Origin of the sequence: Streptomyces sp. NPDC014006 (assembly GCF_043088925.1) — a bacterium.
Taxonomy (GTDB): Bacteria; Actinomycetota; Actinomycetes; order Streptomycetales; family Streptomycetaceae; genus Streptomyces.
Genome location: NZ_JBICAJ010000006.1, coordinates 461,178 through 483,148 on the forward strand (window position 1 = coordinate 461,178; position 21,971 = coordinate 483,148).

At 69.9% G+C, this 21,971-nt stretch carries 19 protein-coding genes; 1 reads left to right on the top strand and 18 read right to left on the bottom strand.

All coding sequences use genetic code 11. The features are described from left to right. Nucleotides 1-15: 15 nt before the first annotated feature. The 17 genes from ACF1GV_RS23030 to ACF1GV_RS23110 form a co-directional block, all read right to left on the bottom strand. Nucleotides 16-2,388, bottom strand: coding sequence for a Tox-REase-5 domain-containing protein (locus ACF1GV_RS23030; RefSeq protein ID WP_391683841.1), 2,373 nt, complete (start codon nucleotides 2,386-2,388; stop codon nucleotides 16-18). Nucleotides 2,389-2,767: 379 nt separating this feature from the next. Beyond that, entirely contained in the window at nucleotides 2,768-3,535 is a 768-nt protein-coding gene (locus ACF1GV_RS23035) for a hypothetical protein (protein ID WP_391683843.1), read from the bottom strand. Then, complete coding sequence (locus ACF1GV_RS23040) at nucleotides 3,528-6,005, bottom strand: hypothetical protein (protein ID WP_391683845.1); 2,478 nt, start codon at nucleotides 6,003-6,005, stop codon at nucleotides 3,528-3,530. The genes ACF1GV_RS23035 and ACF1GV_RS23040 overlap by 8 nt, the downstream gene beginning before the upstream one ends. Before the next feature lie 184 nt (nucleotides 6,006-6,189). After that, entirely contained in the window at nucleotides 6,190-6,834 is a 645-nt protein-coding gene (locus tag ACF1GV_RS23045; protein ID WP_391683848.1) for an OmpA family protein, read from the bottom strand. Beyond that, entirely contained in the window at nucleotides 6,834-7,433 is a 600-nt protein-coding gene (locus tag ACF1GV_RS23050; RefSeq protein WP_391683851.1) for a hypothetical protein, read from the bottom strand. The genes ACF1GV_RS23045 and ACF1GV_RS23050 overlap by 1 nt, the downstream gene beginning before the upstream one ends. Before the next feature lie 30 nt (nucleotides 7,434-7,463). After that, entirely contained in the window at nucleotides 7,464-8,132 is a 669-nt protein-coding gene (locus ACF1GV_RS23055) for a pilus assembly protein TadG-related protein (RefSeq protein ID WP_391683853.1), read from the bottom strand. Then, a complete protein-coding gene (locus ACF1GV_RS23060) occupies nucleotides 8,132-8,368 on the bottom strand; it encodes a hypothetical protein (RefSeq protein ID WP_391683856.1) in 237 nt (78 codons plus the stop codon). The genes ACF1GV_RS23055 and ACF1GV_RS23060 overlap by 1 nt, the downstream gene beginning before the upstream one ends. 248 nt (nucleotides 8,369-8,616) lie before the next feature. Then, entirely contained in the window at nucleotides 8,617-9,507 is an 891-nt protein-coding gene (locus ACF1GV_RS23065) for a response regulator (RefSeq protein ID WP_391683858.1), read from the bottom strand. Between the two features lie 35 nt (nucleotides 9,508-9,542). Beyond that, a complete protein-coding gene (locus tag ACF1GV_RS23070) occupies nucleotides 9,543-10,847 on the bottom strand; it encodes a sensor histidine kinase (RefSeq protein WP_391684058.1) in 1,305 nt (434 codons plus the stop codon). Nucleotides 10,848-10,905: 58 nt separating this feature from the next. After that, entirely contained in the window at nucleotides 10,906-11,793 is an 888-nt protein-coding gene (locus tag ACF1GV_RS23075; protein ID WP_391683860.1) for a DUF5936 domain-containing protein, read from the bottom strand. A gap of 30 nt (nucleotides 11,794-11,823) precedes the next feature. Beyond that, a complete protein-coding gene (locus tag ACF1GV_RS23080) occupies nucleotides 11,824-12,762 on the bottom strand; it encodes a type II secretion system F family protein (RefSeq protein ID WP_391683862.1) in 939 nt (312 codons plus the stop codon). A 57-nt stretch (nucleotides 12,763-12,819) separates the two neighbouring features. Further along, complete coding sequence (locus ACF1GV_RS23085; protein WP_391683864.1) at nucleotides 12,820-14,163, bottom strand: CpaF family protein; 1,344 nt, start codon at nucleotides 14,161-14,163, stop codon at nucleotides 12,820-12,822. A gap of 54 nt (nucleotides 14,164-14,217) precedes the next feature. After that, nucleotides 14,218-14,625: a TadE/TadG family type IV pilus assembly protein gene (locus ACF1GV_RS23090; protein WP_391683867.1), complete on the bottom strand. Its 408-nt coding sequence runs from the start codon at nucleotides 14,623-14,625 to the stop codon at nucleotides 14,218-14,220. Between the two features lie 2 nt (nucleotides 14,626-14,627). Continuing rightward, nucleotides 14,628-14,972, bottom strand: coding sequence for a hypothetical protein (locus ACF1GV_RS23095; RefSeq protein WP_391683870.1), 345 nt, complete (start codon nucleotides 14,970-14,972; stop codon nucleotides 14,628-14,630). Nucleotides 14,973-15,183: 211 nt separating this feature from the next. Then, nucleotides 15,184-16,467, bottom strand: a complete 1,284-nt coding sequence (locus tag ACF1GV_RS23100) for a CpaE family protein (protein WP_391683873.1) — start codon at nucleotides 16,465-16,467, stop codon at nucleotides 15,184-15,186. Nucleotides 16,468-16,473: 6 nt separating this feature from the next. Further along, entirely contained in the window at nucleotides 16,474-17,178 is a 705-nt protein-coding gene (cpaB, locus tag ACF1GV_RS23105) for a Flp pilus assembly protein CpaB (RefSeq protein WP_391683875.1), read from the bottom strand. A 658-nt stretch (nucleotides 17,179-17,836) separates the two neighbouring features. After that, on the bottom strand, nucleotides 17,837-18,685 hold the full coding sequence (locus ACF1GV_RS23110; protein WP_391683878.1) for a hypothetical protein: 849 nt from the start codon (nucleotides 18,683-18,685) through the stop codon (nucleotides 17,837-17,839). 155 nt (nucleotides 18,686-18,840) lie between these two features. Here ACF1GV_RS23110 and ACF1GV_RS23115 point away from each other — a divergent pair, with 155 nt between their 5' ends. Further along, a complete protein-coding gene (locus tag ACF1GV_RS23115) occupies nucleotides 18,841-20,547 on the top strand; it encodes a chitinase (protein WP_391683880.1) in 1,707 nt (568 codons plus the stop codon). 652 nt (nucleotides 20,548-21,199) lie between these two features. Here ACF1GV_RS23115 and ACF1GV_RS23120 read toward each other — a convergent pair. Further along, nucleotides 21,200-21,871, bottom strand: coding sequence for a DUF4097 family beta strand repeat-containing protein (locus ACF1GV_RS23120; protein ID WP_391683884.1), 672 nt, complete (start codon nucleotides 21,869-21,871; stop codon nucleotides 21,200-21,202). Between the last annotated feature and the right edge of the window lie 100 nt (nucleotides 21,872-21,971).

A 21,971-nucleotide genomic window follows, 5' to 3' on the forward strand; every position in this document is an offset into this window, starting at 1 on the left:
GCTCACTGCGTCACGCTAGTCGAACTGAGCGGGGTTCCTGGGTCCCGCCCCCTTCGCCGGAGTGTGGACGACCTTGATGGGCAGTCCCTCCTTGCGGAACGCCGCACGGGCCGCCTTGGCCACATCGGGGTCCGAGAAGTGCCACTCGACGGCGCGGCCACCGGACGCGTCCACCTGCCGTCGTGCTTCCGTGACGAACGACTCCCTCCCGGACTTCGTGAGTGATCCGTCCTTCGACAGATAGGTCCTGTACCCGTTCTTGGCCTCCAGGAATGTCTGCCGAGCGGAGTCCCAGCCGTCGTACTCCACATCCGGAACGCCCTCTTTGGGGTGCGGAACGACATACTCCTTGCCCCGCTTCACGCCGGTGACCTGCTCCTGGTAGCGCACCCACGACTCGTTCTTCCAGGCGGGCTTCGGGTTGCGGTCACGACTGGCCCAGTAGCCGTCCGCCTTGTCGGCGTCGCCCAGCTTGGGGTCCTTGAGGTTCTTGGCCCACTCCGGCGGCAGGTAGTTGCGCGGGTCGGATGTGTCGTTGCGCTTCGGGTCGGGCCACTTCTTCATCTTCTTCGCGGCGTCGATGGCCCGCTGCGGCTCCTCGGCCCGCTTCTTGGCCAGGTAGGCGTCGCGCTCCTGCTTCCGGGCCTCCTTGGCCTTGGCCTCCGCTTCCTTGTCACAGCCCTCGTCGGCGAGGACGACCCGGCCCGGGGCGCCGGCCGCGAGGACGAGCGTGCCGGATCCGGTGAGGCCGGGGCTGTCCGGTGCACCACCGGGCCTGACAGGACCCAGGGCGATGACGCAGCCGGTCTTGCGCGCCTGCTCCTCCGCGGCGTCGGCCGCCTCGTCGGCCTCCTTCGCCGCCCGGCCGGCCTCGGCCGCGTCGCCCGCCTCGGCGGCCTTGCGAGCCCGCTTCGCCGCGTCCCCCGCCTTGTCGGCGGCTTCCGCGACCTTCGCGGCGACCTTGCCGAGCTTGCCGAGTTTGCCGACCTTCCCGACGACCTTCGCGACGTCGTAACCGGGGATGAAGAAGGACCCGACGTTCCAGACGACATCGGTGACGGCGCGGGTCTTCTCCCCGTTGTTCCAGCGCTCGCGCACCTCGTCGCCGACGAAGATGTCGTCGCCGACCTTCACGACGGTGTTGACCGACGCGCCGCCCCAGTCCCACAGCGCGCCCAGGTAGTCGCCCTTGCTCCACTTGTCGCCGGCGCCCTTGGAGTCCTCCACCCACTGATGGCCGAGCTGCTTGCCGTAGTCGGCCATGCCGGACCATGTGTCGCCGTCGAAGAGGGAGACGATGCCGGTGACGTCTCCCCACACTCCGTCGGCGAAGAGGCCCTTGCCCACCTGGGAGACCTTGTCCCAGGCGCAGCCGAAGAAGCCGCCGCAGTCCTGGTCGTCCTTGCCGCCGTTGTCTTCGTCGGTGGCGGTGGGCTGGACGTCGTACGCCGCCTCCGGCTCGGGATTCGTCTCGGGGTAGGTGGCCTGGGTACTGCCGTCGGGGCCGCCGTCCGAGCCGGCGCCACCGGAACCGCCGGACGCGCCCGCGGAACCGCTGCCGTTCGTGCCGCCCGTGTCGCCGGCGCCGTTCGTACCGTTGGTGCCACCGGACGCGCCCGCCGAACCCGCGCCGCTCGTCCCGCCAGCCCCGCCCGACGCGCCCGCCGAACCCGCGCCGCTCGTCCCGCCAGCCCCGCCCGACGCGCCCGCCGAACCCGCGCCGCTCGTCCCGCCGGTCCCGGCCGTGCCCCCCGTGCCGTCCGGCTTGCCGCCGTCGTCCGGGTTCCCGCCGGCCTCGTTCCGGGTGCCGTCGGAGCCGCCGCAGTCCCCGTCGCTCACGACGCGGCACACCTGCTGGCTCATCTTGGCCGCGATGTCCTGACCGACGCCGGAGGCGAGAAGCCCCAGAACGATCGCGGCGACGAGGACGATCAGGCCGACGTACTCGAGGGTCGACTGGCCGCGGTCCCGGCGCCAGCGGATCATGTGGGGCAGGGAGAACGGCGGCTTGTCCGCCCGGTCCCGCTCGGCGAGCCGGAACCACGCCCGGCTCTCCTCCCGGGTGAGGAACCAGATCACCAGCACCGGCAGGAACAACTGGCCGAAGCCCCGCATCGAGCCGTCGGCGATGTTACTCACGCCGCCGAGCAGGAACCACGCCTGGACGGCGATCAGCCCCCACCACAGGGAGGTCCCGCCCGTCCAGGTCCGGCGCGAGAGAATCCAGCCGGTCACTCCCGGAGCGGCACCGTAGAGGGCGAGCCCGACGAGCGTTCCGTTCACCGCGTCCGCGGCGAGCGCCGAACCGAACAGACCGAGGCCGCCCATGACGGTGGCGGCGAACAGGACGTGGATCAGCAGCCGGGCCATCCGGAGAGAGCGCGGCAACGGCCGGCTTCCCCGGTCCGGAGCCCAGCCGGCGTTGCCATACGCAGATATGCCACTCAACGCGAAGTCTCCGTCCCCCGAGCTGTACCGGCAGTTGAGTAGCCGTCAGCTTAGGAGGGGGTCACCGCAGACGTCGTGGGCCCCAGGGCCCACCGCGGGCCCAAATGCCAGCTGTCAGCGCTCGTCCAGTCCGTTCGCGGCCAGTTCCCGCACGTCCTGCGGCAGGGAGTCGTCAGTGGCGAGACGGTGAGCGACTCACGGCCGTGGGGCAGGTCGCGGGCGGGGGCGGGGGCGGGAAGGGTCAGTTCAGCGCCTTCATCTCGAACTCGCTGATGTCTCACCATCCTCGGACGCCTTGGACGCGGGTGGCGGCGACACGTCAGCTGTCCATGCCTTCGGTTCCCAGTTCGAAGAGCATGCTTTGTGCCGCTTCCGCGTTGTCCCACGTAGCCGGTCCGTCCGGCTTCACAGCCAAGCGTTCCAGTGCAGCCCTCGACTCCGCACCACCCATCGCGCCCAGCAGCTCGATGGCGGAGTCGGCCCCTATGTCCTCGATCACGCAACGCTCGGCCAAGCTCACCGCCCAGTCCGCGAAGCGGCCTGGATCTGTGTCGAGCGTCAGCCAGTGGAACACCGAGTCGGCCACGTCATCCCGCAGGCGGGGGATCAAGGCGAGCATCGCCACGTCGACATGCCTCCCCACGTGCCTCTGGAGCGGGTAGGCCCGCTCTGGGTCACGCCATTCGCTCGCCAGCGCATCCACGTCGGCCCACGTCACGTGGCTCAGACGCGGCACGCGCTGGGAAAGGGCTTCATGGAACTGCTCCCACACCTGCCACAGCAGGCCAGGGGACGGCGGCTGGGGTACGCGCGGCGCCGGCTCCCGGTCATCCAGCAGCGCGCTCAGCACCCTTCGGGCCTGCGCCACGCGCTCATCCGTACGCGGCAGGCCCGCGATCCGCGTCCAGTCGAACTCGTCCCACGGCTGCGGGAGACACCGCAAGGTGGGCGGCAGGACGAAGTCGCCGTCGGGATAGCGCCAGCGCTCGACCTGCGGGTCCCATGCCGTCTCGTCATCCGGCCCCGTGCCCGACTCAGTCATCGCCGCCGCCCTGCCAACGTCTCGTTCCGCCTTGTCGTCAGTCAATGCCCAGATACGCCTTCGCGCTCTCTGGGTCCTTCATCTTCGCCCAGTCCATCGTCCCATTCGCAGTGCGCTCGTTGACGGCACGCTGCATCCTGTCGAGCTGGTCAGCGGACAGGTGCTGCCCCGCCACCTTCGCGTCCACGCCGTTCTTGGCCATCTCGCCGGCCGCCGTCCGTGTGTCCTTCGCGGGCTTGCCGTTTCGGGCGGGCTTGAACTCGCTGAAGATCGAAGTCCAGCGATCCATCGTCTCGATCTCGACGGTCGCCTTGCGCCCCGGCTCCTTGTCTGCCCACTTCTTGAGCCGCTCCACCTGATTGGCGAAGTCCGCCTTCCGTGTGGCAGAGCCGGCGTTCTTGACCTCCTTCACCTGAACCGTGCCGTTCCTGTCCTTGTAGACGAAATCGGCGTCAGGGATTTCGTCGAGGTTCACCTTTTCCCCGTCACCCAGGTCGGCCTCCTTCCGGTTCATGCTCTGACCGACACCGGCGTCCACCTGAGTCCCCGGGGCCGCCTCGTCAGCGGCACGCCGCACGGCGTTCACCTCGGCGCGTGCTTCAGCGAGTTTGTTGGCGTCGGACGCGTTGACGACCTTCCCTTCCAAAGCTGCCGCCGCATCGCCGTTGACGTTCTTGCGACCCGCGAGATCGGCGATCTCGTCCAGTGCGTCAGCCGCCTCCTTCGTGCCGATCTCGGTCTTCGCCGGGTCAGGGTCGTCCTTGGCCCGCGCGACGAGACCGTCGATCTGGTCATCGGGCACCGAGGAGCCTCGCTCTCGCAAGGCAGCCTTGGCCCTCTCGGCGCGAGCTTCGAGCGTCTGCCGCTCTGCCTCGTCCGCCTTCTTACGGGCATCTTGCGCCTGCTGCTTGGCGTCCTCGTCGCACTTCCCCTCGGCAAGCACCACGTAGGGTTCCGACCGGCCGGCAGCGAGGACAGTGGCGCCCGTACCGGAGCCCCCGCCGAGCCCGGGACCACCGCCCCCGTAGAGCGTCTCGCTGCTGGGTGCGGCGATGGTGCAACCCGACTCGCGAGCCCGCTTCTCGGCTTCGTCCGCCGCTTCGTCGGCCTCCTTCGCTGCCTTCTCGGCGCCCATGACGTCACCGGCCTTGGCCGCCTTCTTCGCGTCCTCGACCGCTTCGGCGGCCCGCTCGGTGACCTTGGCCACCTTGGTCAGCTTGCTGAGCTTGTTCAGCCTGTTGAGCCACTTCACCTCGCCGACGCCCGGGATGAACATCGAGCCGATGTTCCACGCGGTGTTGCCGAAGCCCGCGCCCCAGTTGCCCTTCTTGAAGGAATCGACGTCCACGAAGGAGTCCACGAGGAAGTCGCCCGTGAACTCCGCGGGAGTGGCGGCCCACTCCAGCGGCACACCGAGGTAGTTCCACCCGCCCTTGTCCCACCGCTTGCCGAGTTCGTCGGACTTGGCGGACCACCAGTCGGTGGTGTACGTGGACAGGCCGTTCCACACCTCCTTCGCCGAGTCGACGGGGTGACGGATCATGTGAGCGGTGTCCTTGACGTCGCCCCACGCCGACTTGAACGGCGAGGTGAACAGGTCACCGAGCTGGTCGAGGGTGCTCTTTCCGCCCCCACCGTCCCCGCCCGAATCGGAACTCTCCGTCTTCACGTCGGAGGCGTCGACGTCCGAGCCACCGCTGCCGCCGGACGCGGCGCCCTGCGAACCGCCGGAGCCGGAGGCACCACCGCTCGCATCCCCACCGGAACCGGAAGCACCACCGTTCGCGCCCCCGCCCGAGCCGGACGCGGCCCCGCTGACGCCACCGCCCTGCGTGGTGCCGGCGCTGTCGCCCTTGCCGCCCTCCGCCTCGACCGACCCGTCTCCGCCGCCCGGTGCGGCACACCCGCTGCCCGTCACGGAACACACCGCCGACCGGAAACCATCGGCCATCTGCCCGCCCACACCCGACAGCAGCAGCGCCACGACGATCGCGACCACCAGGGTCACCATGCCGACGTACTCGAGCGTGGACTGGCCCTCGTCGCTGTGCCGCCACTTCAGCATCCGCGCCAGGCTGAATCCGGGGTTCTCCTCCCGCTCCAGATCGGGCAGCACGAACCACTCCCGCACCGGCCGCAGCGACAGCAGCACGATCACGATGATCGGCACCGTCACCTGTGCCAGACCTCGCGGATCACCGCGTCCGATCGACGCCGTCGCCTGCAGGATCAGCAGCGCCTGTACGCCTATCAGCGACCACCGCACATACCGGCCCCCGGTCCACGCCCTGCGTGCCAGCAGCAGCCCCGCCACACCGGGTGCCGCCGCGTACGCCAGCATCCCGGCGATCTCACCGGTCACGTGGAGCACCGTGAGCACGCCCAGAACGCCCAGCACGGTGAAACCGAACAGGACGAAAAGCAGGACACGGGCCGTCACGAGAGCGCGCGGCATCCGCACTCGGGAGGCGGGGTAGGAGGCGTGGGACGCTCCGAAACCGGCAGAGAACGACATGCCGGTGATCGTATTGAGGCCCCTCCGCCCCGGCCTGGGTCCCTGGACCCAACTCCGGGCCCAACAAGGAGATTTCAGAGGCGGTGTCGGCGATCGCCGAACCGGGAGCCGGAACGACGGGGCTCGCCCTCGCCTGTCCCGGCGTGGGGCGGGCCCCGTCCGTCTTCCCTGTGCGCTGACCTTGTCAGTTGCCGCTCTCCCCGCGCGGGAAGGAGATCTCCACGCGTCGGTTCTTCTTGCGGCCCTCTTCCGTCGAGTTGTCGGCGATGGGGTACTGCTCGGCGTAACCGCGGATCTCGTAGGTGATCGACGAGTCGTTGAGCTCTTCGGTGAGCACCTTCTGGACCGCGTCCGCCCGCTGCTTGGACAGCACCACGCCGTGCGCGTGGGTGCCGAGGTTGTCCGTGAAGCCGAAGACGCGAACGTGCTTGGCGGCCTGCTTCTTGATCTCCGCGGCGATCTCCGCGATGCGAGACTTCGCCGCGGCGTTGAGCTGCGCGCTGTCCTTGCCGAAGAGAACCTCGGCCTGGAGCGCGAACTTCACGTCCGCGTTGGTGTCCTCTCGGCGCTCGTCACCGTCGAGGTCCTCGACCACGGACTTGATGTCCAGCACCTTGGGGGGCGCGAGCGTGGCACCGTCAGGAAGCTTCAGATCGGGATCCGACTCGTTGACCTTGACCGGTGCGGAGGCGGAGGGGGTGGGGTACGGGTCATCGTCGGCGACGGCGTGCGGGACGCCCAGGACGGCGAGCGCGAGGGTTCCGGCGAGCACGGTCGCCGCCGAACGCATACGCGCGCGTGGGGTGCGGGATGCGGTGGCGGTGCTCATCAGGAGATCTCGATCGGGGCGTTGGGGAAGCCGGGGAACTGGAGGTCGACCGTGGTGGTGGACTCCGACGGGGAGGGGAACTGGGCGAAGAACGGCAGGCTTTCGCCGGCTTTGATCGATGGCTGGAAGCCGGTGGTGGTCAGGGGACGGTTCTCCGTGTCCCGCAGCACGTAGTAGCGCTTCTTCTCCTTGGAGTCCACCAGCGTCATCGCCGCGAACGACCGGCCCGTGCGCGCAACGGACTGCTCGTCGCCGCTCCACTTGATCGGAGTGGTGTAGCGCTTACCGGACGTGTTCTTGATTTCCCCGTTCACCGTGAGGAAGCCACCCTGATCGCGCACCGCCGAGTGCAGCACCATCTCGATGCCGGCCTCATCGCTCTTGAGTGTGGCGATGACCTGGCTGGTATCCGGCAAGGTCTTTCCGCCGGCATCCTGACCGCCCTTGTCGCTCCCCCCGCTGGAGCTCGCGGACGCCGTCTGCGAAGGCCCCTTCGCGTCGCTCTCACTGTTGCAGGCGGTCACCGAGACGGCCAGTGCCGCAGCCAGTACGGCTGCCGCACCGGCCCGTCGCAGCTGTCCTACGTGCCGAATCTTCATGAGTCGCATGTCCTTCGTGTTCGCTGGCGGTCAGTCGTGGGCCAGCCGGACCCGGAAGAGGTCCGACATGTCCGGCAGGAGGTCGAGGTGGGCCGGGTCGATGATCCAGTCCTTGCCCCCGTCGCACTCGATCTTCCCCGGCGACGGCTTGTCCTCTTCGGCGCCCGGCTCCTCGTCACCCGGGGGCTTTTGTGAAGCCGAGGGCGTTTCCGAGTCCGCGTCGGGCATGAACGTACAGAGGGGCTCGACCACAGCCGTGGCGCTGGCCTTGGCGCGCTTGTTCTCCGTGCCGGGAAGAGCGCTCTTGCCCACCGTCTTCCCGCTCTCGAGATCGACGGTGAAGCCCCACCGACCGTCCGTGAGGCGCCGGCACTGGAAGGAGCCGTCCGTGCGCGCGCCGTTCTTCCCGGCGAAGCGGAGGGCCTGGTCACAGCCGTTGGCCGTTCCCGGCGGATCGCCCCGCAGGAGATCCCTCAGGTAGTCGCCGTCGAGGATGTGGGCGAGAAGACCGGCCTTGAGACCGTCCCTGGAGTCCATCGCCGCCGCCAGCGCAGCGGAGTCGGCCGCGGTCTGGGCTTCGTTGCGGCGGACGTCCGCCTTGCCGAACACGAAGTACAGCAACGCGAGAAAGAGCAGGCCGACCACCGCTGTGATGTACAGCGGTGCGGCCTGCCCTTCGTCCCGACGAGTTCTCGGCATCAGCTGTCGAGAACCTCGTTGATCTTCTCGGTGAACTTGTCCGCGATCGTCGAGCCCATGTCCGTGTTCAGCAGCGCGACGATGATCGCCACCACGAGGATCGTGACGCCGACGTACTCGATCGCGCCCTGACCCTTGTCGCGAGCGGCCTTCATCTTCTCGACGCGGGTGTTGGCCCAGCTGCCGATGTAGACCTTGGTGGTGGCGGCGGCCTTGAGCGCGGCGTCCTTCATCATGGTGGGTCCCTCCAGGTTCGGCCGGCCGTGTGGCGGCCGACTCTGCGACATACGGAGTCCGGGTGCCGCTCGCGCTTCCGGCTTCCTCCTGGCCGGTCTCGCTGGCGACACCGGAAACGTACGCCGGGCCATGCCCCGCCCACATGGGCCCCAGGACCCATTGGCGGGCCCAACCTGGCCGATGGGCCCCGCCGTCGGGCCGGTGGGACCGCGGGCCCACGGTGGCGTGCCGGGCCTGCGACGCGTGGTCAGACATGGCCAGGCCCTCCTCGCCGGGCACGGTTCCAGATGGCGATGGCTTCGCCGCGGCTCTGGGCGTTCAGCTTGGCGAAGATGCGGTTGATGTGGTTCTTGACGGTCTTCTGGCTGATGAAGCAGGTCGCGGCGATCTCCTGATTGGTCATGCCGGACGCGATCAGGTCCATCACCTCCACCTCACGCTGGCTCAGCTCCGTGAGCACTCCCCCGGCTCCGGCTGTCGCCGTGGAGCCCGGGAAAGAGCGTGCCACATCCGGTTGCTGATGCGAAGGCAAAACGGCAGATTGCGGTCCGGGCAACTCCGAAGCGGTGGGCTGTTCCTGGGCGTTCGATGTCGGATATCGAGTCTCCGTGTGTGCAGATGCAGAGAAGGCCGTGCCCAGTCCGTCCGGGAGCGGACCGGCGTCGGCCGGGGGGCCGCCGCGGAAGCCCTGGAGCAGCGCGCTGGAGGCGGTGGGCGTGAAGTGGGCCCGGCCGGCCTTGATGTCCCGCACCGCGTCGACCAGTTGGTCCGCTGTGAACTCGCCGTGCACCAGGTAGCCGCCTGCGCCCAGACGCAGGGCCTCGTGCACGATTTCCGTCTCCCTGCTGTACGTCATCATCAGCACGGGGGCGATGCGCACGAGGTGCGGCAGTGCGGAGATGCCGTCCACGCCGGGCATGCGGACGTCGAGCAGGACGACGTCGGGCCGGTGCTGGACGGCGAACTCGTAGGCCTGCCGGCCGTCGGCGGCCTCGGCGACGACCTCCAGATCGTCGCGCCCGGACAGCAGCGCGGTCAGGCCGGCTCGTACCACGGGGTTGTCGTCGGCGACGACCACCCGCAGCGGCGGTGCGGGTGGTGCCTCGGCGAACGCGGGGAACGCGGGTGTGTCCGGCATGTGCGGCCTCCTCTCGGAAGGGTGAGGTCGGAACGTCAGGTGGGCGGAAGCGAGACGCTGCCCCGTTCCGCGTGGCGGAACTGCGGCGGAATGGCGGGCAGCCGGTCGCGCGCTCGGGCGCCCAGCGCTGCCATCGGCAGGTCCAGCCGGACCTCCGTGCCCCGGGTCGCCCTGCCCCGTCCGATGCGGATGCGGGCGCCGATGCCTGCCGCCCGCTCGACCATGCCGACGAGGCCGAAGTGGCCGGCCTTCCTGAGGTCCTCCAGGGTGAGGTCCACGGGCAGGCCGCGGCCGTCGTCGTGGACGCTGACGCGCAGCATGTCCCCGACGACCCCGGCCGAGACGTGCACCTGGGTGGGCCCGGCATGCCGGTGGGCGTTCTCCATCGCCTCGGAGACGATGGTGAGCAGGTGCCGGGCGGCGGCGTGCGGCACCGGAGGCGGTGTGCCGCCGACGGGGCCGTAGGTGGCCGGCAGTCCGGTGCGCCGCTGGAAATCGGCGGTGCGTGCGGCCAGTTCGGCGGTCACGTCCACGCCCCCTTCCAGGTCTGACTCGCGGCGCAGGTCGGCCAGGAGCTCACGGGACTCGGCGGCGGCGCGGCGGGCCGAGCGGGCGACCAGTTCGGCCTGGTGCTTGACGGCGTCGGCGTCCAGCCGGTCCGCGGAGTGGGCCAGTCCGTCGGCGGCGAGGGCGACCCCGTGCAGGGTCTTGGCGACCGAGTCGTGCATTTCGCGGGCGAGGCGGGCCCGCTCTTCCTCCACGGCCTCGCTCACGGCGAGCCGGGCGCGCGTCTCGGTCAGGGCGTGGGTGGCCGCGCCGAATCGGAGCAGGAGGCGGCGCAGGCTGCTGCCGACCACGCCGGCCAGCACGCACAGTCCGACGACGAGCAGCGTGGAGGCGTTCATGTCCACGTGCGGGTCCATCGCGTAGGCCAGGCCTACGAGGAGTGACTGGAGCGGCGCGAACACCGCGGCGCCGCGCCAGTCGTAGACCAGTCCCGCCAGCAGCGGGGTGCAGATGGTGACGTAGGCGAGAGTGGAGTTGGGCGAGGCGGCGAAGAGCAGCAGCGAGCCGAACACCATGTCGACACCGAGCAGCGACGGGTGCCGCAGCAGCACGGGGCCGAACCGCTCCCAGTCGCGTAACAGGGCGTAGGACCCCATGACGGTGACCAGGACGGCGGAGCCGACGAGCCAGCCGGAGACGTCGCTGTGCGTACCGGTCAGCGCGAAGGGGGCCGCGAGCGCGGTCATCGCCAGCCGGAAGCCGTACAGCTGGCGGCACAGGGCCGACAGGGCGTTGACCTGGATCGGCAGCGCGGGCGTGCCCGTCTCGGGCAGCGGGTCCGCGACCGCGCCGCCGGCGAGGGAGCGGGGGGTCCTGCCGCGGGACAGCACGTCAGCCTCCGAGCAGATCGTTGAAGTTGATGTCGGACGCGTAGTAGAAGCCGACGGCGATGAGGATCATCGTGCCCGGCAGCATGAAGCTGGTGACGATCAGCGTCGCCTTGGGCACCGCCTTGGCCGCCCGGCGCCGGGCGTTCTGGGCGTCGGTACGGCGCATGTCGTTGGCGATCTGCATGAGCGTGTCGACGATGGGCGCGCCGAGTTCCTCGCCCTGCTGGAGGGCGGAGACGAACATCGACACCTGCTCGGAGGCGTTGCGCTTGCGCAGTTGCTCGAAGGCCTCGCGGCGGCTGACTCCCATGTCCATCTGCCGGAGTGTGATGCGCAGTTCGTCGGCCCAGGGGCCTTCGTACTTCTCGGCCACACGCTCCAGTGCCTGGCGGAAGCCGAGGCCGGCGGAGACGACGACGGCGAGGACGTCCAGGAAGTCGGGAAGGGTGCGTTCGATGTCGTCCTTGCGACGGCCGGTGGCGGACCTGATGGTCACGTCCGTCCAGAAGATGCCGTAGACGAGGAACAGGATGGCCAGCACGATCTGGCCGTTCATCAGCATCGTGAGGCTGGTGAGGGCGCCCAGGCCGCCGTAGACGGCGAGGCGGGCGGCGTAACGGTCGACCGTCATACCGCCGGGGTTGCCGGCCATGTCGAGTTTGCGCCGCACCTTGTCGACGCGCTTCGGTCCCATCATGCGCAGCACGCGCGGGGCGTACCGCATGCCGAGCCGGTCGATGGCGGAACCGGTGGCGGTGGTGCGGGTGGAGCCGACTTCCAGGGCGACGGCGAGGTCGGCGGGCAGCTTGGCCTCGCTCCGGTAGAGGCGTATGCCGTACAGGGCGCCGTAGACGGCGGCCGCGATGACGGTGGCCAGCAGCAGGTCCATGGGGGTTCTCCTCCTTTCGTGGGGGCGGCGTCAGACGCGGATACGGGTCATCCGGTTGATGAGGAAGAACCCGAGCCCGTAGAGACCGGAGGCGACGATGACGGCGATCTTTCCGACGGTGGCCCCGGTCATGTCGTCGAGCGCCCCGTCGCGCATGCCGTTGAGGATCAGCAGGAAGCCGAAGCCGAGCAGGGGGACGGCGATCGCGGTGACCTTCACCTGGGACAGCTGGGTGGCGACCTCGCGGCGGGTCTCCTTGCGTTCCTCCAGCGTCTGGGTGAGGTTGCGCAGCGAGGAGACGATGGTGCCGCCGGCCCGGTTGGACAGGACGAGGGTGGAGACGAGCACCTTCAGCTCGCGCGACGGAAGGCGGTCGGCCAGGTCGGCCAGAGCGTCTTCGAGGCTGCGGCCGACGGCCAGCTGGTCGGCGACCTTGCGGAACTCCTCACCGGCGGGGTCGTCGAGTTCGTCGGCGGCCATGGCGATGGCGGTGCGCAGGGCGAGGCCGGCCTGGGTGGCGTTGGCGAGGACTCGGGTGAGTTCGGGCAACTGGCCGATGAACGCCTCTGTGCGTTTTGCGATCTGGTAGTTGAGGAAGGCGTTGCCGCCCCAGAGTCCGAGCAGCGCCGCGAGCAGTCCGAAGAACGGCGCGAAGACCGTGCCGACGATGAAGTACAGGACGACGACCGCCGCGACGACGTAGACGACGTACTCACCGACCGTGAGGTCCAAGCCGGTCGTGCCGAGCTTGCGTTCCACGCGCTTGCCGAGCCGGGTCCGGCGGAACCGCCGGTCGATGCCCCGGAATCTGCGCTGCCGGCCGGGCAGGAGGATCTCACCGGTCTGCGCCATCCGCTCGTACAGCACGTGCTGCTGTTCCTTGCCGGCGAAGTAGGTGTGCACACCGATGACGGCGATCACACAGGCGATCAGTGTGACGCCGATGGTCAGCAGAGGGAGGTTGTCCATGGCGAGCGGTGCCTTCTCGGGGAACGCGGGGCGGTGTGGGGACGGTGGGTGGGTGGGTCAGCCGGTGGTTCTGCGGAGGGACAACTGGTCCTCCGACTGGGCGACGCCGAAGGCCGGCGGGATCGGTTCCCCGCGCATGTAGAGCCGTTCCGCGACCCTGCGCGGCAGGGGGTGGTAGCTGAAGCGGCCGTGCACGAGGCCGTCGGACGACAGGGGCTGTGCGTCGAAGCGGCAGACGGAGACGATGCGGTAGTCCTCCCGGCCGTGCGAGTCGACGATGGCGATCTCGGTGATCTTGCGGGAGCCGTCGGCGTGCCGGGTGAGCTGCACGATCACGTCCACCGCGCTGTTGATCTGGTCCTTGATCGCGACGAACGGGATCTCCACCTCGGACATCGACGCCAGGGTCTGCAGTCGCATCAGCGCGTCCTCGGCGGAGTTGGCGTGGACGGTGGCGAGGGAGCCGTCGTGGCCGGTGGACATGGCCTGGAGCATGTCGAGGGTCTCCCCGCCGCGGACCTCACCGACGATGATGCGGTCGGGGCGCATACGCAGGGAGTTGCGCACCAGGTCGCGGATGGTGATCCGCCCCTTGCCCTCGACGTTCGGGGGGCGGCTCTCGAGGGTGATGACGTGGGACTGCTGGAGCTGGAGCTCGGCGGAGTCCTCGATGGTGACGATGCGCTCGCCGTCCGGGATGAGTCCCGACAGCGCGTTGAGCAGCGTGGTCTTACCGGTGCCGGTGGCGCCGGAGACGATGACGTTGAACTTGGCACGCACCAGGCCGGCCAGCAGCAGCGTCATCTGCTCGTCCAGTGAGCCGAGGCCGATCATCTCCTGGAGGGTGAACGCCCGCGGGAAGCGCCGGATGGTCAGCACGGGGCCGCTCAGGGAGAGCGGTGGAATGATGACGTTGACGCGCTCTCCGGACGGCAGTCGGGCGTCGACCATGGGGTTCGCCTCGTCCACGCGCCGGTTGACCGTGGACACGATGCGTTCGATGGTCTGCATGAGCTGCTCGTTGGAGGCGAAGCGCAACGGCAGCATCTCCAGCCGTCCGCCGCGCTCCACGAAGACCTGGTCGGGTCCGTTGACCATGATCTCGCTGATGGAGGCGTCCTCCAGCAGCGGTTCGAGGATGCCGAGGCCGAGGGCCTCGTCCACGACGCGCCGGATGAGCTGGGCGCGTTCGGTCGTGGACAGGACGGGGCCCTCACGGCTGATGATGTGGCCGAGCACCCGCTCGAGGCGGATGCGCCGCTCGGAGGCCTGCAGCGCGGACATCTCCGCGAGGTCGATCTCCTCGAGCAGCTTGGCGCGGTAGGCGGAGACGAGACGGCTCTCTTCGGTCAGCCCGTTGGAGGGCTGCTCGGAACCGTTGAGACGCGCCCGCAGGCTCATGTCGTCATCTCCCTGTGCGGCTGGTGGACCAGATGTCGGCGGCGGTGTGCGGAGTCAGTGATCGTCGACGGGCATGGTGGCGCTGCGTCGGGCCGTGAATCCGTCCAGCAGGCCGGGGATCAGCGAGGGGACCGGCACCTTGGCGGTGACGGTGACCTCGTCGCTCTGGAAGTCGGGTTCAAATTCGGCGTCCCCTGCCAGCCAGTCGCTCATCGCGTCCCTGCCCGCGTGCTCGTACGACCGGTCGAAGTGGTCGTACGACGCCGCGCGGGCGGCGGCGCGGGAGGCCGTGCCGGCCTGCTGGACGGCGAAGACGGCGAGGCCGAGCTGGACGACGAGAAGGGCGACGAGGAGCAGCACCGGCAGCAGACCGACGTACTCGATGGCGGTCTGGCCGGTGTCCCGTGGCTTCCTGCGGCCGGCGCGGGCCTTGCGGAGGGCGGCGAAGGCGGCGGTGGGCACGGTCAGCTCTCCTTCGCGGCGGCGGCCTTGCTGGTGATCGTCAGGGGGAAGTTCATTCCGCCCGGGAAGAGCACCGGCACGTCGACGTGGGCTTCGACCAGGAACATGTCGCCGTCCGGGCGGCAGTCGATGCGCGCGGTCCAGCCGCCCGGCAGGTCCTCGCGGCCGGCCCGCCGGCAGGCCTGGTCCGGGCTCTCCTGGACGGTGTCGGCGGTGGCGCCGGCCCGGGCCGCCTTGTCCGCCACGTTTCCGGCCAGAACGAAGGCGTAACCGGTCAGCGCGGCCTGCCAGAGCAGGACGATGGTGACCAGGATGATCGGCGCCATGCTGGTGAACTCGATGGCCACCTGACCGCGGTCGTCCCTGACCTGGCATCGGCGGAACCGGCCGCCGTCTGCCGGGGCCGGTCCTCCTGCCCGGCGGCGGCGGTCATCCACTCGAACTCTCATGACACACTTCGCCCCCTACTCCGTGTTCCTGCTCGTCCGTGGCCGTTCGTGGTGTACGTGGTCCGTCGGCCGTTCGTCTGGTCGTGCGCCTGGTGGATGGTCCCGTGGTCTACCCGTGTCCGCCCGGCCGGCCCTGGGTGTCCTCGCCGCGGCCGCGCCGCCGCAGGCCGATCGAGCCACGGTCACCGCGGTTCCTTCGATGGCCCTTCCCCGCCATGGCGTCGGCCGACACGAGGCCCAGTTCACCGGCGAGACCCCACAGCGCCTGTTTCACCGTGGACTTGGCCTCGAGATCGTGCAGCCGGCCGGCGTCCACGGCGCCCTGCAGTTCCTTGAAGGCGGCGGGCACGGTCGTGCCGGCGACACGCGTGCCGGTGATCTTCTGGATCAGCGGTGGCTGGATCTCGGTGGCGCGGCTGTAGCGGTTGACGACGACGGTCGTCTCCTCAGCCTTGCGGATCTGGAGCCTGGTCCACATCCGCACCAACCGCTTGGCGGCCCGTACGCACACCACGTCGGGCGTGGTGAGCAGCAGTGCGGTGTCGGCCATCTCGACGGCGGCGGCGTTGGCGGTGTTCATCTGCGAGCCGCAGTCGATGACGACCACGGCGTGACGCGAGCGCAGGGAGCTGATGACCTGCCGCACGGAGCGGTCGGTGACCTCCTCGCCCCGCTCTCCGTCCTTCGGCGCGAGCAGCAGCGACAGACCGGACTCGTGACCGAAGACGGCGTCCTGCAACACCCTGGGCGTGATGTCCTGGATGCCGGCGAGGTCCACGATCGAGCGGCGGAACTGCACATCCAGATAGGAACCGATGTCCCCGGTCTGCAGATCCAGGTCCACGAGGGCGGCGCTCTGTCCGGACGCCTGGGCGGCTAAGGCCAGTTGGACGGCGGCGAGCGTGGTGCCGACGCCGCCCTTGGCGCCGGAGACGGTGACGACGACGCCACCGGGGCCGGCCGCGACCTCGCCACCGGAGCCGAGGTGGCGACGGACCCCGGCGGCCCACTGGGACGCGGACTGGACGCGGTTGGCGAGCTCCTCGTAACTGAGGGGCAGGGTCACCAGTCCCCGGGCACCGGAGTCCATGGCCGCGGAGAACAGTCCGGGGCCGGCGTCCGTCGTGACGAGCACCACGCCGACGGCCGGGAAGCGCAGCGCGACTTCCCGGATCAGCTCCAGCGCGGGCACCGGACCGATGCGTTCATGGACGAGCACCACTTCGGGCAGCTCGTCCAGCGCCTCACCGGCGAGCCTGGCGAGCGTGTCGATCAGCTGGGTGGAATCCGGCACCGGGGCGGCGGGCTCGGCGTCGGGGAGCTGGCTGAGCAGGGTGGTGACGGCCCGTGCCGCGTCGATGTCACCGACGGCGGGCAGGATCCTCGTGGTCATCCGGCCTCACTTGTCCTTGGAGAGCTCATAGGTGCGCTCCCCCGGCTTGAGCGAGGCGTCGCTGCCGGGAGCGATCAGTGCGAGGCGGACGTGCTGGGCGAAGGACTCGGCGTACGCGACGCGCTGGGCGTCGAGCGTGTTGAGTGCGAAGGTGATCGGCACCGCCTCCTTCACGCTCGTCCCCTTGTCGTCGTTGCCTTCCAGTGCGGTGAGCCGGCCCACGTCGATGACCTTGGCGTTGGAGACGATGATCTTGGACTCGGCGGGAGTGGAGCGGCCGTCGCCGGCGAAGGTGGCGAAGATGTTGACCTTGGAACCGGGCGTGATCTTGCCGGCGACGCCCGTGGCCGCGTCGATCATGATGGCGATCTCCTGCTCACCCGGCGCCAGGGCCGGACGCTTGACGATCATGTCGCTCTGCAGCAGCGATCCCTTGCGCAGACCGGTGACCGCGATTTTCCCGTCGATTTCCGACAGATCGGTGACGGCGTTCTCCGACAGCCACCGCTTGGGCATCCGCACCGTCTCGAACTGCGCCGCGGAGAGCTGGGTGTAGGGGGCTATGTCCGTCTTCACCTGGTAGGCGGAAACCTCCGGCCCCACCTTGGACTTCGCATCGGTGATGACGGAGAACACGCCGGCGAAGGCGACGAAAGCGAGGAGGACGGAGAGGAGCAGCAGGATGACGCCGCGGCGCTGGCGGGAGTTCATGGACCGGACAACCTCGGATGGGGACGTGGAAGCGGACACGGGCGAGGGCGTGCACACTCCGTAGGCCACCGGATACGGGGTGCCACGGTGGACATGACACCGCTGAGCGGCCTGCGGTTCCCGTCCGGGATCGATAAAGGAGCGCTGCAGCGCACAGCGCCGGTCACCGCGATCGCTGGCATCACGTCAAGATCCCCGTTTCATTCTCCGGCCCGCCCTCCCCGAGCGGGCCGCAGATCGTCAACTGTCAGCTCAGTCGCATCAGCACCTTATCCATGTCTTACGCCGGGCAACACCCGCAAAGTGCTCCGCGTACAGGCGGTTTTGACCCCTGGAGAAATGGCGTGCGGGGCCGTCGGCCGAGCGTCAGCGCCGGCAGGGCCACCGAGGAGAACGTCGGCGGCGGCACACACATCAGGAGCCGGACGTACACCGGCCCCCAAGCCGGACCGGCGGCGGTCGCTCACCGGCCGGGACGCGCCGGGTCCTGACGGTCCCGCACGGCGGCACCTTCCTCGAACCCGAACAGGCCCGGACGGCCGGTGGATTCGACGGTGCGGCCGTCGGCGGCCGACCGGCTCCGGTGAGCGCCACGCCGGCCGGTTCGGCGCCCCGGCCCACCACGAGAGGGCGTCGTGGCGAGCCGGCCCGCTCCGGGTCAGGACACCGCGGCGGAGTCCCTGCCGTCGCCGGCCGGCGGGGTGAGGGAACAGAAGACGCACCGGTCGCCGATGAGTTCCAGCCCGCACCAGCGGCAGCGGTCCTGGCGCACCGAGGTCACGAGCTGGTACAGCACCGGCAGATCGGGCAGAAACGTGGCGAACTCCACCAGCTTTCCGGTCCCCCACCACCGCGCCGATTCGGCGGGCAGCTGCGCCTCCCGCAAGCCCTGGACCTGCCAGGCCTCGGCGAGCGTGGAGTTGACCCAGTCCGTCTGCAGCTGGCCTTTGGCAACGAGAAGCCAGGTACCGAACTCCGGGCCGGTCAGGCTCGCCTCCGGTCCGATCTTCACGAGCTGCGGGGCGGGATGGGCCACCACGCCGAACTGACTGCCGGGCACCCAGGACTTCGCGTGCGACTTCAGGCTGACCGGGACCCTGTCGAGCTTCGTCACGGAGCCCAGCACGGCACCGGCGTGGATGTAGTGGGTCAGCAGACGACCGGCGGAAGCGACCACACCGGCGCTGAGGTCGGTGCCCGACAACTGCCGCAACTGACGGATCAGGACGGCCAGTCCCAACGGGGGCAGATCCGACTTGAACAGGGCGATGCGGTCGCTCTCCAGGATGGAGCGCATGGCGTGCAGCCGCTGCTCCGTCGCGACCGGCGTCGCGGACGAGTAGACGATGATCACGTAGCCGTGCTGTTCGAGCAGGAGCTGCAGGTCCGTCAGAGCCTGTTCCAGCGGTTGCTCGTCCGGCGCCCTCAGGGTGACCGCGGGCGGCGTCTGCTGATCGTGCGGCGGCAGGACCATGTCGGCGCTGGTCACTGCGATCGCGGTCGGCATGTCGAGATCCCCGTTCGTCAAGCTGCGACGGCTCGTCAGCCGTGGAGCTTCGCAGCCCCGCACGGCTACCGCAGCACCCTAACGGCGCACCAGGGGTCGGAGAAATCCCCTCCGGACCTCTTGACGGGCGGATTGGTCTGGACCAACTTATGCCCATGTCCCCACACAACCGATCGGCCCGGCTCTGGTCCGGTGCCGTCACCGCCGCCCTCGCTCTCACCCTCGCCGGTGCGGGCCAGGCGTCCGCAGCGGACGTCAACAACGCCCGGAACGCCGGCTTCGAGTCCGGGCTGAGCGACTGGAGTTGCTCCGCCGGCAGCGGGGCGACCGTCTCCTCGCCCGTGCACGGCGGTGCCGCCGCGTTGAAGGCCACGCCCGCCGGGCAGGACAACGCCCGGTGCGCCCAGACCGTCGCCGTCAAGCCGAACTCGACGTACAGCCTGAGCGCGTGGGTCCAGGGCGGGTACGCCTACCTGGGCGTGACGGGCACGGGCACGAGCGACGTCTCGACCTGGACGCCGGACTCGCCGACGTGGAAGCAGCTGACCACCACGTTCACCACCGGGTCGTCGACGACCTCGGTGACGCTGTATCTGCACGGCTGGTACGGCCAGGCGGCGTACTACGCCGACGACGTGCAGGTGTACGGTCCCGACGGCGGTGGAGGCACCGACCCGGCCCCGACCGTCCCCGCCGCTCCGGCGGGCCTGGCCGTCTCCGGTACGACGTCCTCCTCCGTCTCCCTCTCCTGGAACGCGGTGTCGGGCGCGACGGGGTACACCGTCTACCGTGACGGCGCGAAGGCGGCGTCGGTGACGGGCACATCGGCCACGGTCTCCGGGCTCGCGGCCGCCACGTCGTACTCCTTCCAGGTCACGGCGTCCAACGCGGCCGGTGAGTCGGCGAGGTCGGCGGCCGTGCAGGCGACGACCGCCGGCACCGGGGGCGGCGGCGGGGGCGGCGGCGGCGGTACAGGGCTGCCGAAGCACGCGGTGACGGGCTACTGGCAGAACTTCAACAACGGCGCGACCGTGCAGAAACTGTCGGACGTGCCCGCCGCGTACGACATCATCGCCGTCGCCTTCGCGGACGCGACGACCACACCGGGCGCCGTGAGCTTCACGCTGGACTCGGCGGGCCTGGGCGGCTACACCGTGGACCAGTTCAAGGCGGACATCCGGGCCAAGCAGGCCGCCGGCAAGAAGGTCATCGTCTCGGTGGGCGGCCAGAACGGCACGGTGTCGATCAGCGACTCGGCGTCCGCGGCGAACTTCGCCGACTCCGTCTACACGCTGATGCAGACCTACGGCTTCGACGGCGTGGACATCGACCTGGAGAACGGACTGAACGCCACGTACATGACGCAGGCGCTGAGGGCGCTCGCGGCGAAGGCGGGCCCGTCCCTGATCCTCACCATGGCCCCGCAGACGATCGACATGCAGTCCACGTCCGCCGGCTACTTCCAGACGGCACTGAACGTGAAGGACATCCTCACGGTCGTCAACATGCAGTACTACAACAGCGGTTCGATGCTGGGCTGCGACGGCAAGGTCTACAGCCAGGGCACGGTCGACTTCCTCACGGCCCTGGCCTGCATCCAGCTCGAGGGCGGCCTGTCGCCGTCCCAGGTGGGCCTCGGCCTCCCGGCCTCCACCCGCGCGGCGGGCAGCGGCTACGTCTCCCCAACGGTGGTGAACAACGCCCTGGACTGCCTGACGAAGCTGACCAACTGCGGCACCTTCAAGCCGTCCAAGACGTACCCCGACCTGCGGGGTGCGATGACCTGGTCGACGAACTGGGACGCGACGGCGGGGAACACGTGGTCGTCGGCGGTGGGGGCGCACGTGCACGCCTTGCCGTGACGGATGGCCGGGCTGCCGGGGGCGCCCCTGCCGGATTCGCGTGATCCGAGCGGGGTGCGCCCCGGCTCAGTTCCCGGTGCCGATGCCGCGCTGGGCCCCGCCATCGCATCGCGTCTTCGGGGACCAGGGTCCGGTAGGGCCCGCAGGGCTATGCAGGCGTACCCGATTGAGCGACGCAGGAGGGCGCCGAGCCGCTCGGGTCCCGACTCCGGGAGGCCGTGATCCGTCATTCCACTCAGGCCGTAGGGGCCCAGGTTCACCGAGCGGACACGGACGGCGGCGCTCAGATCCGGGGCCTTTCCGTAAAGGCGGTGGAGGGCATCCGGGTTCACGAGGAGGTCATGGACGGGGGGCATCAGCGGCACGCTGTTCCACCGGCGACCGTGCCGCCCACTCGCCCGCCCTGATGAGCCACGGGCCGCTGACGCGCCGGGTCCCACCAGACCCAGCCACGGAATGGTCGTAAGCGTGGAACTGTGCCGGCCACTTCCCCGGTCGCCTCCGCCGCGAGGCCTCGCCGGGCGGGGGCGGCGTAGGCCTCGACTGGTCCGGCCCTCTTGGCCCCGCCCCCCGCGGGTAGGGCGGGCGTGCGGCCAAGGGAGCCTGGAATGCGTGACAGGGCTGGTCGAGGGCCGGCCCCGGGACCGTTCGCCTACAGGCTGCGCGCCGTGATGTCCCCGTAAGCCGTGGTCGCGCGGATGTCGAGGTCGGCTGCGGCGCCGTCGGCGTTCTTCAGCGCGTTGCTGATCCGGCCGTAGCCGGTGCCGGCGTCCAGGGTGGCGGAGACTCCGCGTGCTGCGTCGACCGCGATGTCACCGGACTCGGTGCGCAGCGCGACCACGCCCCGCACGGCCTCGGCGATGCGGATGTCGCCCTTCTGCACGCTGATCTCCGCCGGGCCGCCCAGCCGGCCGACCGAGACGTCACCGGCGGCCACGGTGAGGCGTACGCTCGCGGCCTCGTCGAGCTTCACCGGGCCCTGCGCGCCCTCGAAGACGACGTCACCGAGCCGTCCCACACCCCGGAACTCGGCGGCGGCGGCCTTCGCCTCGATGCGGGAGCCGGCCGGCAGCTGGACCGTCACCTCGACGTTGCCGGACGGGCCGAGGATCCGGTTCTGCGCCTCGGAGGCCACGATGCGCAGCACACCGTCGCCGTATTCGACGGTGGTCCCCTCGGCGGCCTTCGCGTCGCGGCTCTTCGCGGCGTTCGCGGGCAGCACCTCGACCACGGTGTCGGCCCGGTCGGCGGCGATGAACTGGATGCGTCCGGCGGGGATGTCGACGACGACCGCGACCGGGGCGGGGGTGGCGAACTTCTGCATCGCGCTCTCCTTCGACTCACTGTTTCCGATGAAGGAAACGCTACGTTGCGTTCGGGGGTTTGGCAACGAGTTCGTTGCAGTCAGTCGTCGTACTCGCAGG

Bases quoted from the DNA above. Each gene is read 5' to 3' on its own strand.
- ACF1GV_RS23040 (WP_391683845.1), bottom strand. From the start codon at position 6,005: ATGTCGTTCTCTGCCGGTTTCGGAGCGTCCCACGCCTCCTACCCCGCC.
- ACF1GV_RS23110 (WP_391683878.1), bottom strand. From the start codon at position 18,685: ATGCCGACCGCGATCGCAGTGACCAGCGCCGACATGGTCCTGCCGCCG.
- ACF1GV_RS23100 (WP_391683873.1), bottom strand. From the start codon at position 16,467: ATGACCACGAGGATCCTGCCCGCCGTCGGTGACATCGACGCGGCACGG.
- ACF1GV_RS23060 (WP_391683856.1), bottom strand. From the start codon at position 8,368: ATGATGAAGGACGCCGCGCTCAAGGCCGCCGCCACCACCAAGGTCTAC.
- ACF1GV_RS23045 (WP_391683848.1), bottom strand. From the start codon at position 6,834: ATGAGCACCGCCACCGCATCCCGCACCCCACGCGCGCGTATGCGTTCG.
- ACF1GV_RS23080 (WP_391683862.1), bottom strand. From the start codon at position 12,762: ATGGACAACCTCCCTCTGCTGACCATCGGCGTCACACTGATCGCCTGT.
- ACF1GV_RS23085 (WP_391683864.1), bottom strand. From the start codon at position 14,163: ATGAGCCTGCGGGCGCGTCTCAACGGTTCCGAGCAGCCCTCCAACGGG.
- cpaB (WP_391683875.1), bottom strand. From the start codon at position 17,178: ATGAACTCCCGCCAGCGCCGCGGCGTCATCCTGCTGCTCCTCTCCGTC.
- ACF1GV_RS23055 (WP_391683853.1), bottom strand. From the start codon at position 8,132: ATGCCGAGAACTCGTCGGGACGAAGGGCAGGCCGCACCGCTGTACATC.
- ACF1GV_RS23115 (WP_391683880.1), top strand. From the start codon at position 18,841: ATGTCCCCACACAACCGATCGGCCCGGCTCTGGTCCGGTGCCGTCACC.
- ACF1GV_RS23065 (WP_391683858.1), bottom strand. From the start codon at position 9,507: ATGCCGGACACACCCGCGTTCCCCGCGTTCGCCGAGGCACCACCCGCA.
- ACF1GV_RS23120 (WP_391683884.1), bottom strand. From the start codon at position 21,871: ATGCAGAAGTTCGCCACCCCCGCCCCGGTCGCGGTCGTCGTCGACATC.
- ACF1GV_RS23075 (WP_391683860.1), bottom strand. From the start codon at position 11,793: ATGGACCTGCTGCTGGCCACCGTCATCGCGGCCGCCGTCTACGGCGCC.
- ACF1GV_RS23050 (WP_391683851.1), bottom strand. From the start codon at position 7,433: ATGAAGATTCGGCACGTAGGACAGCTGCGACGGGCCGGTGCGGCAGCC.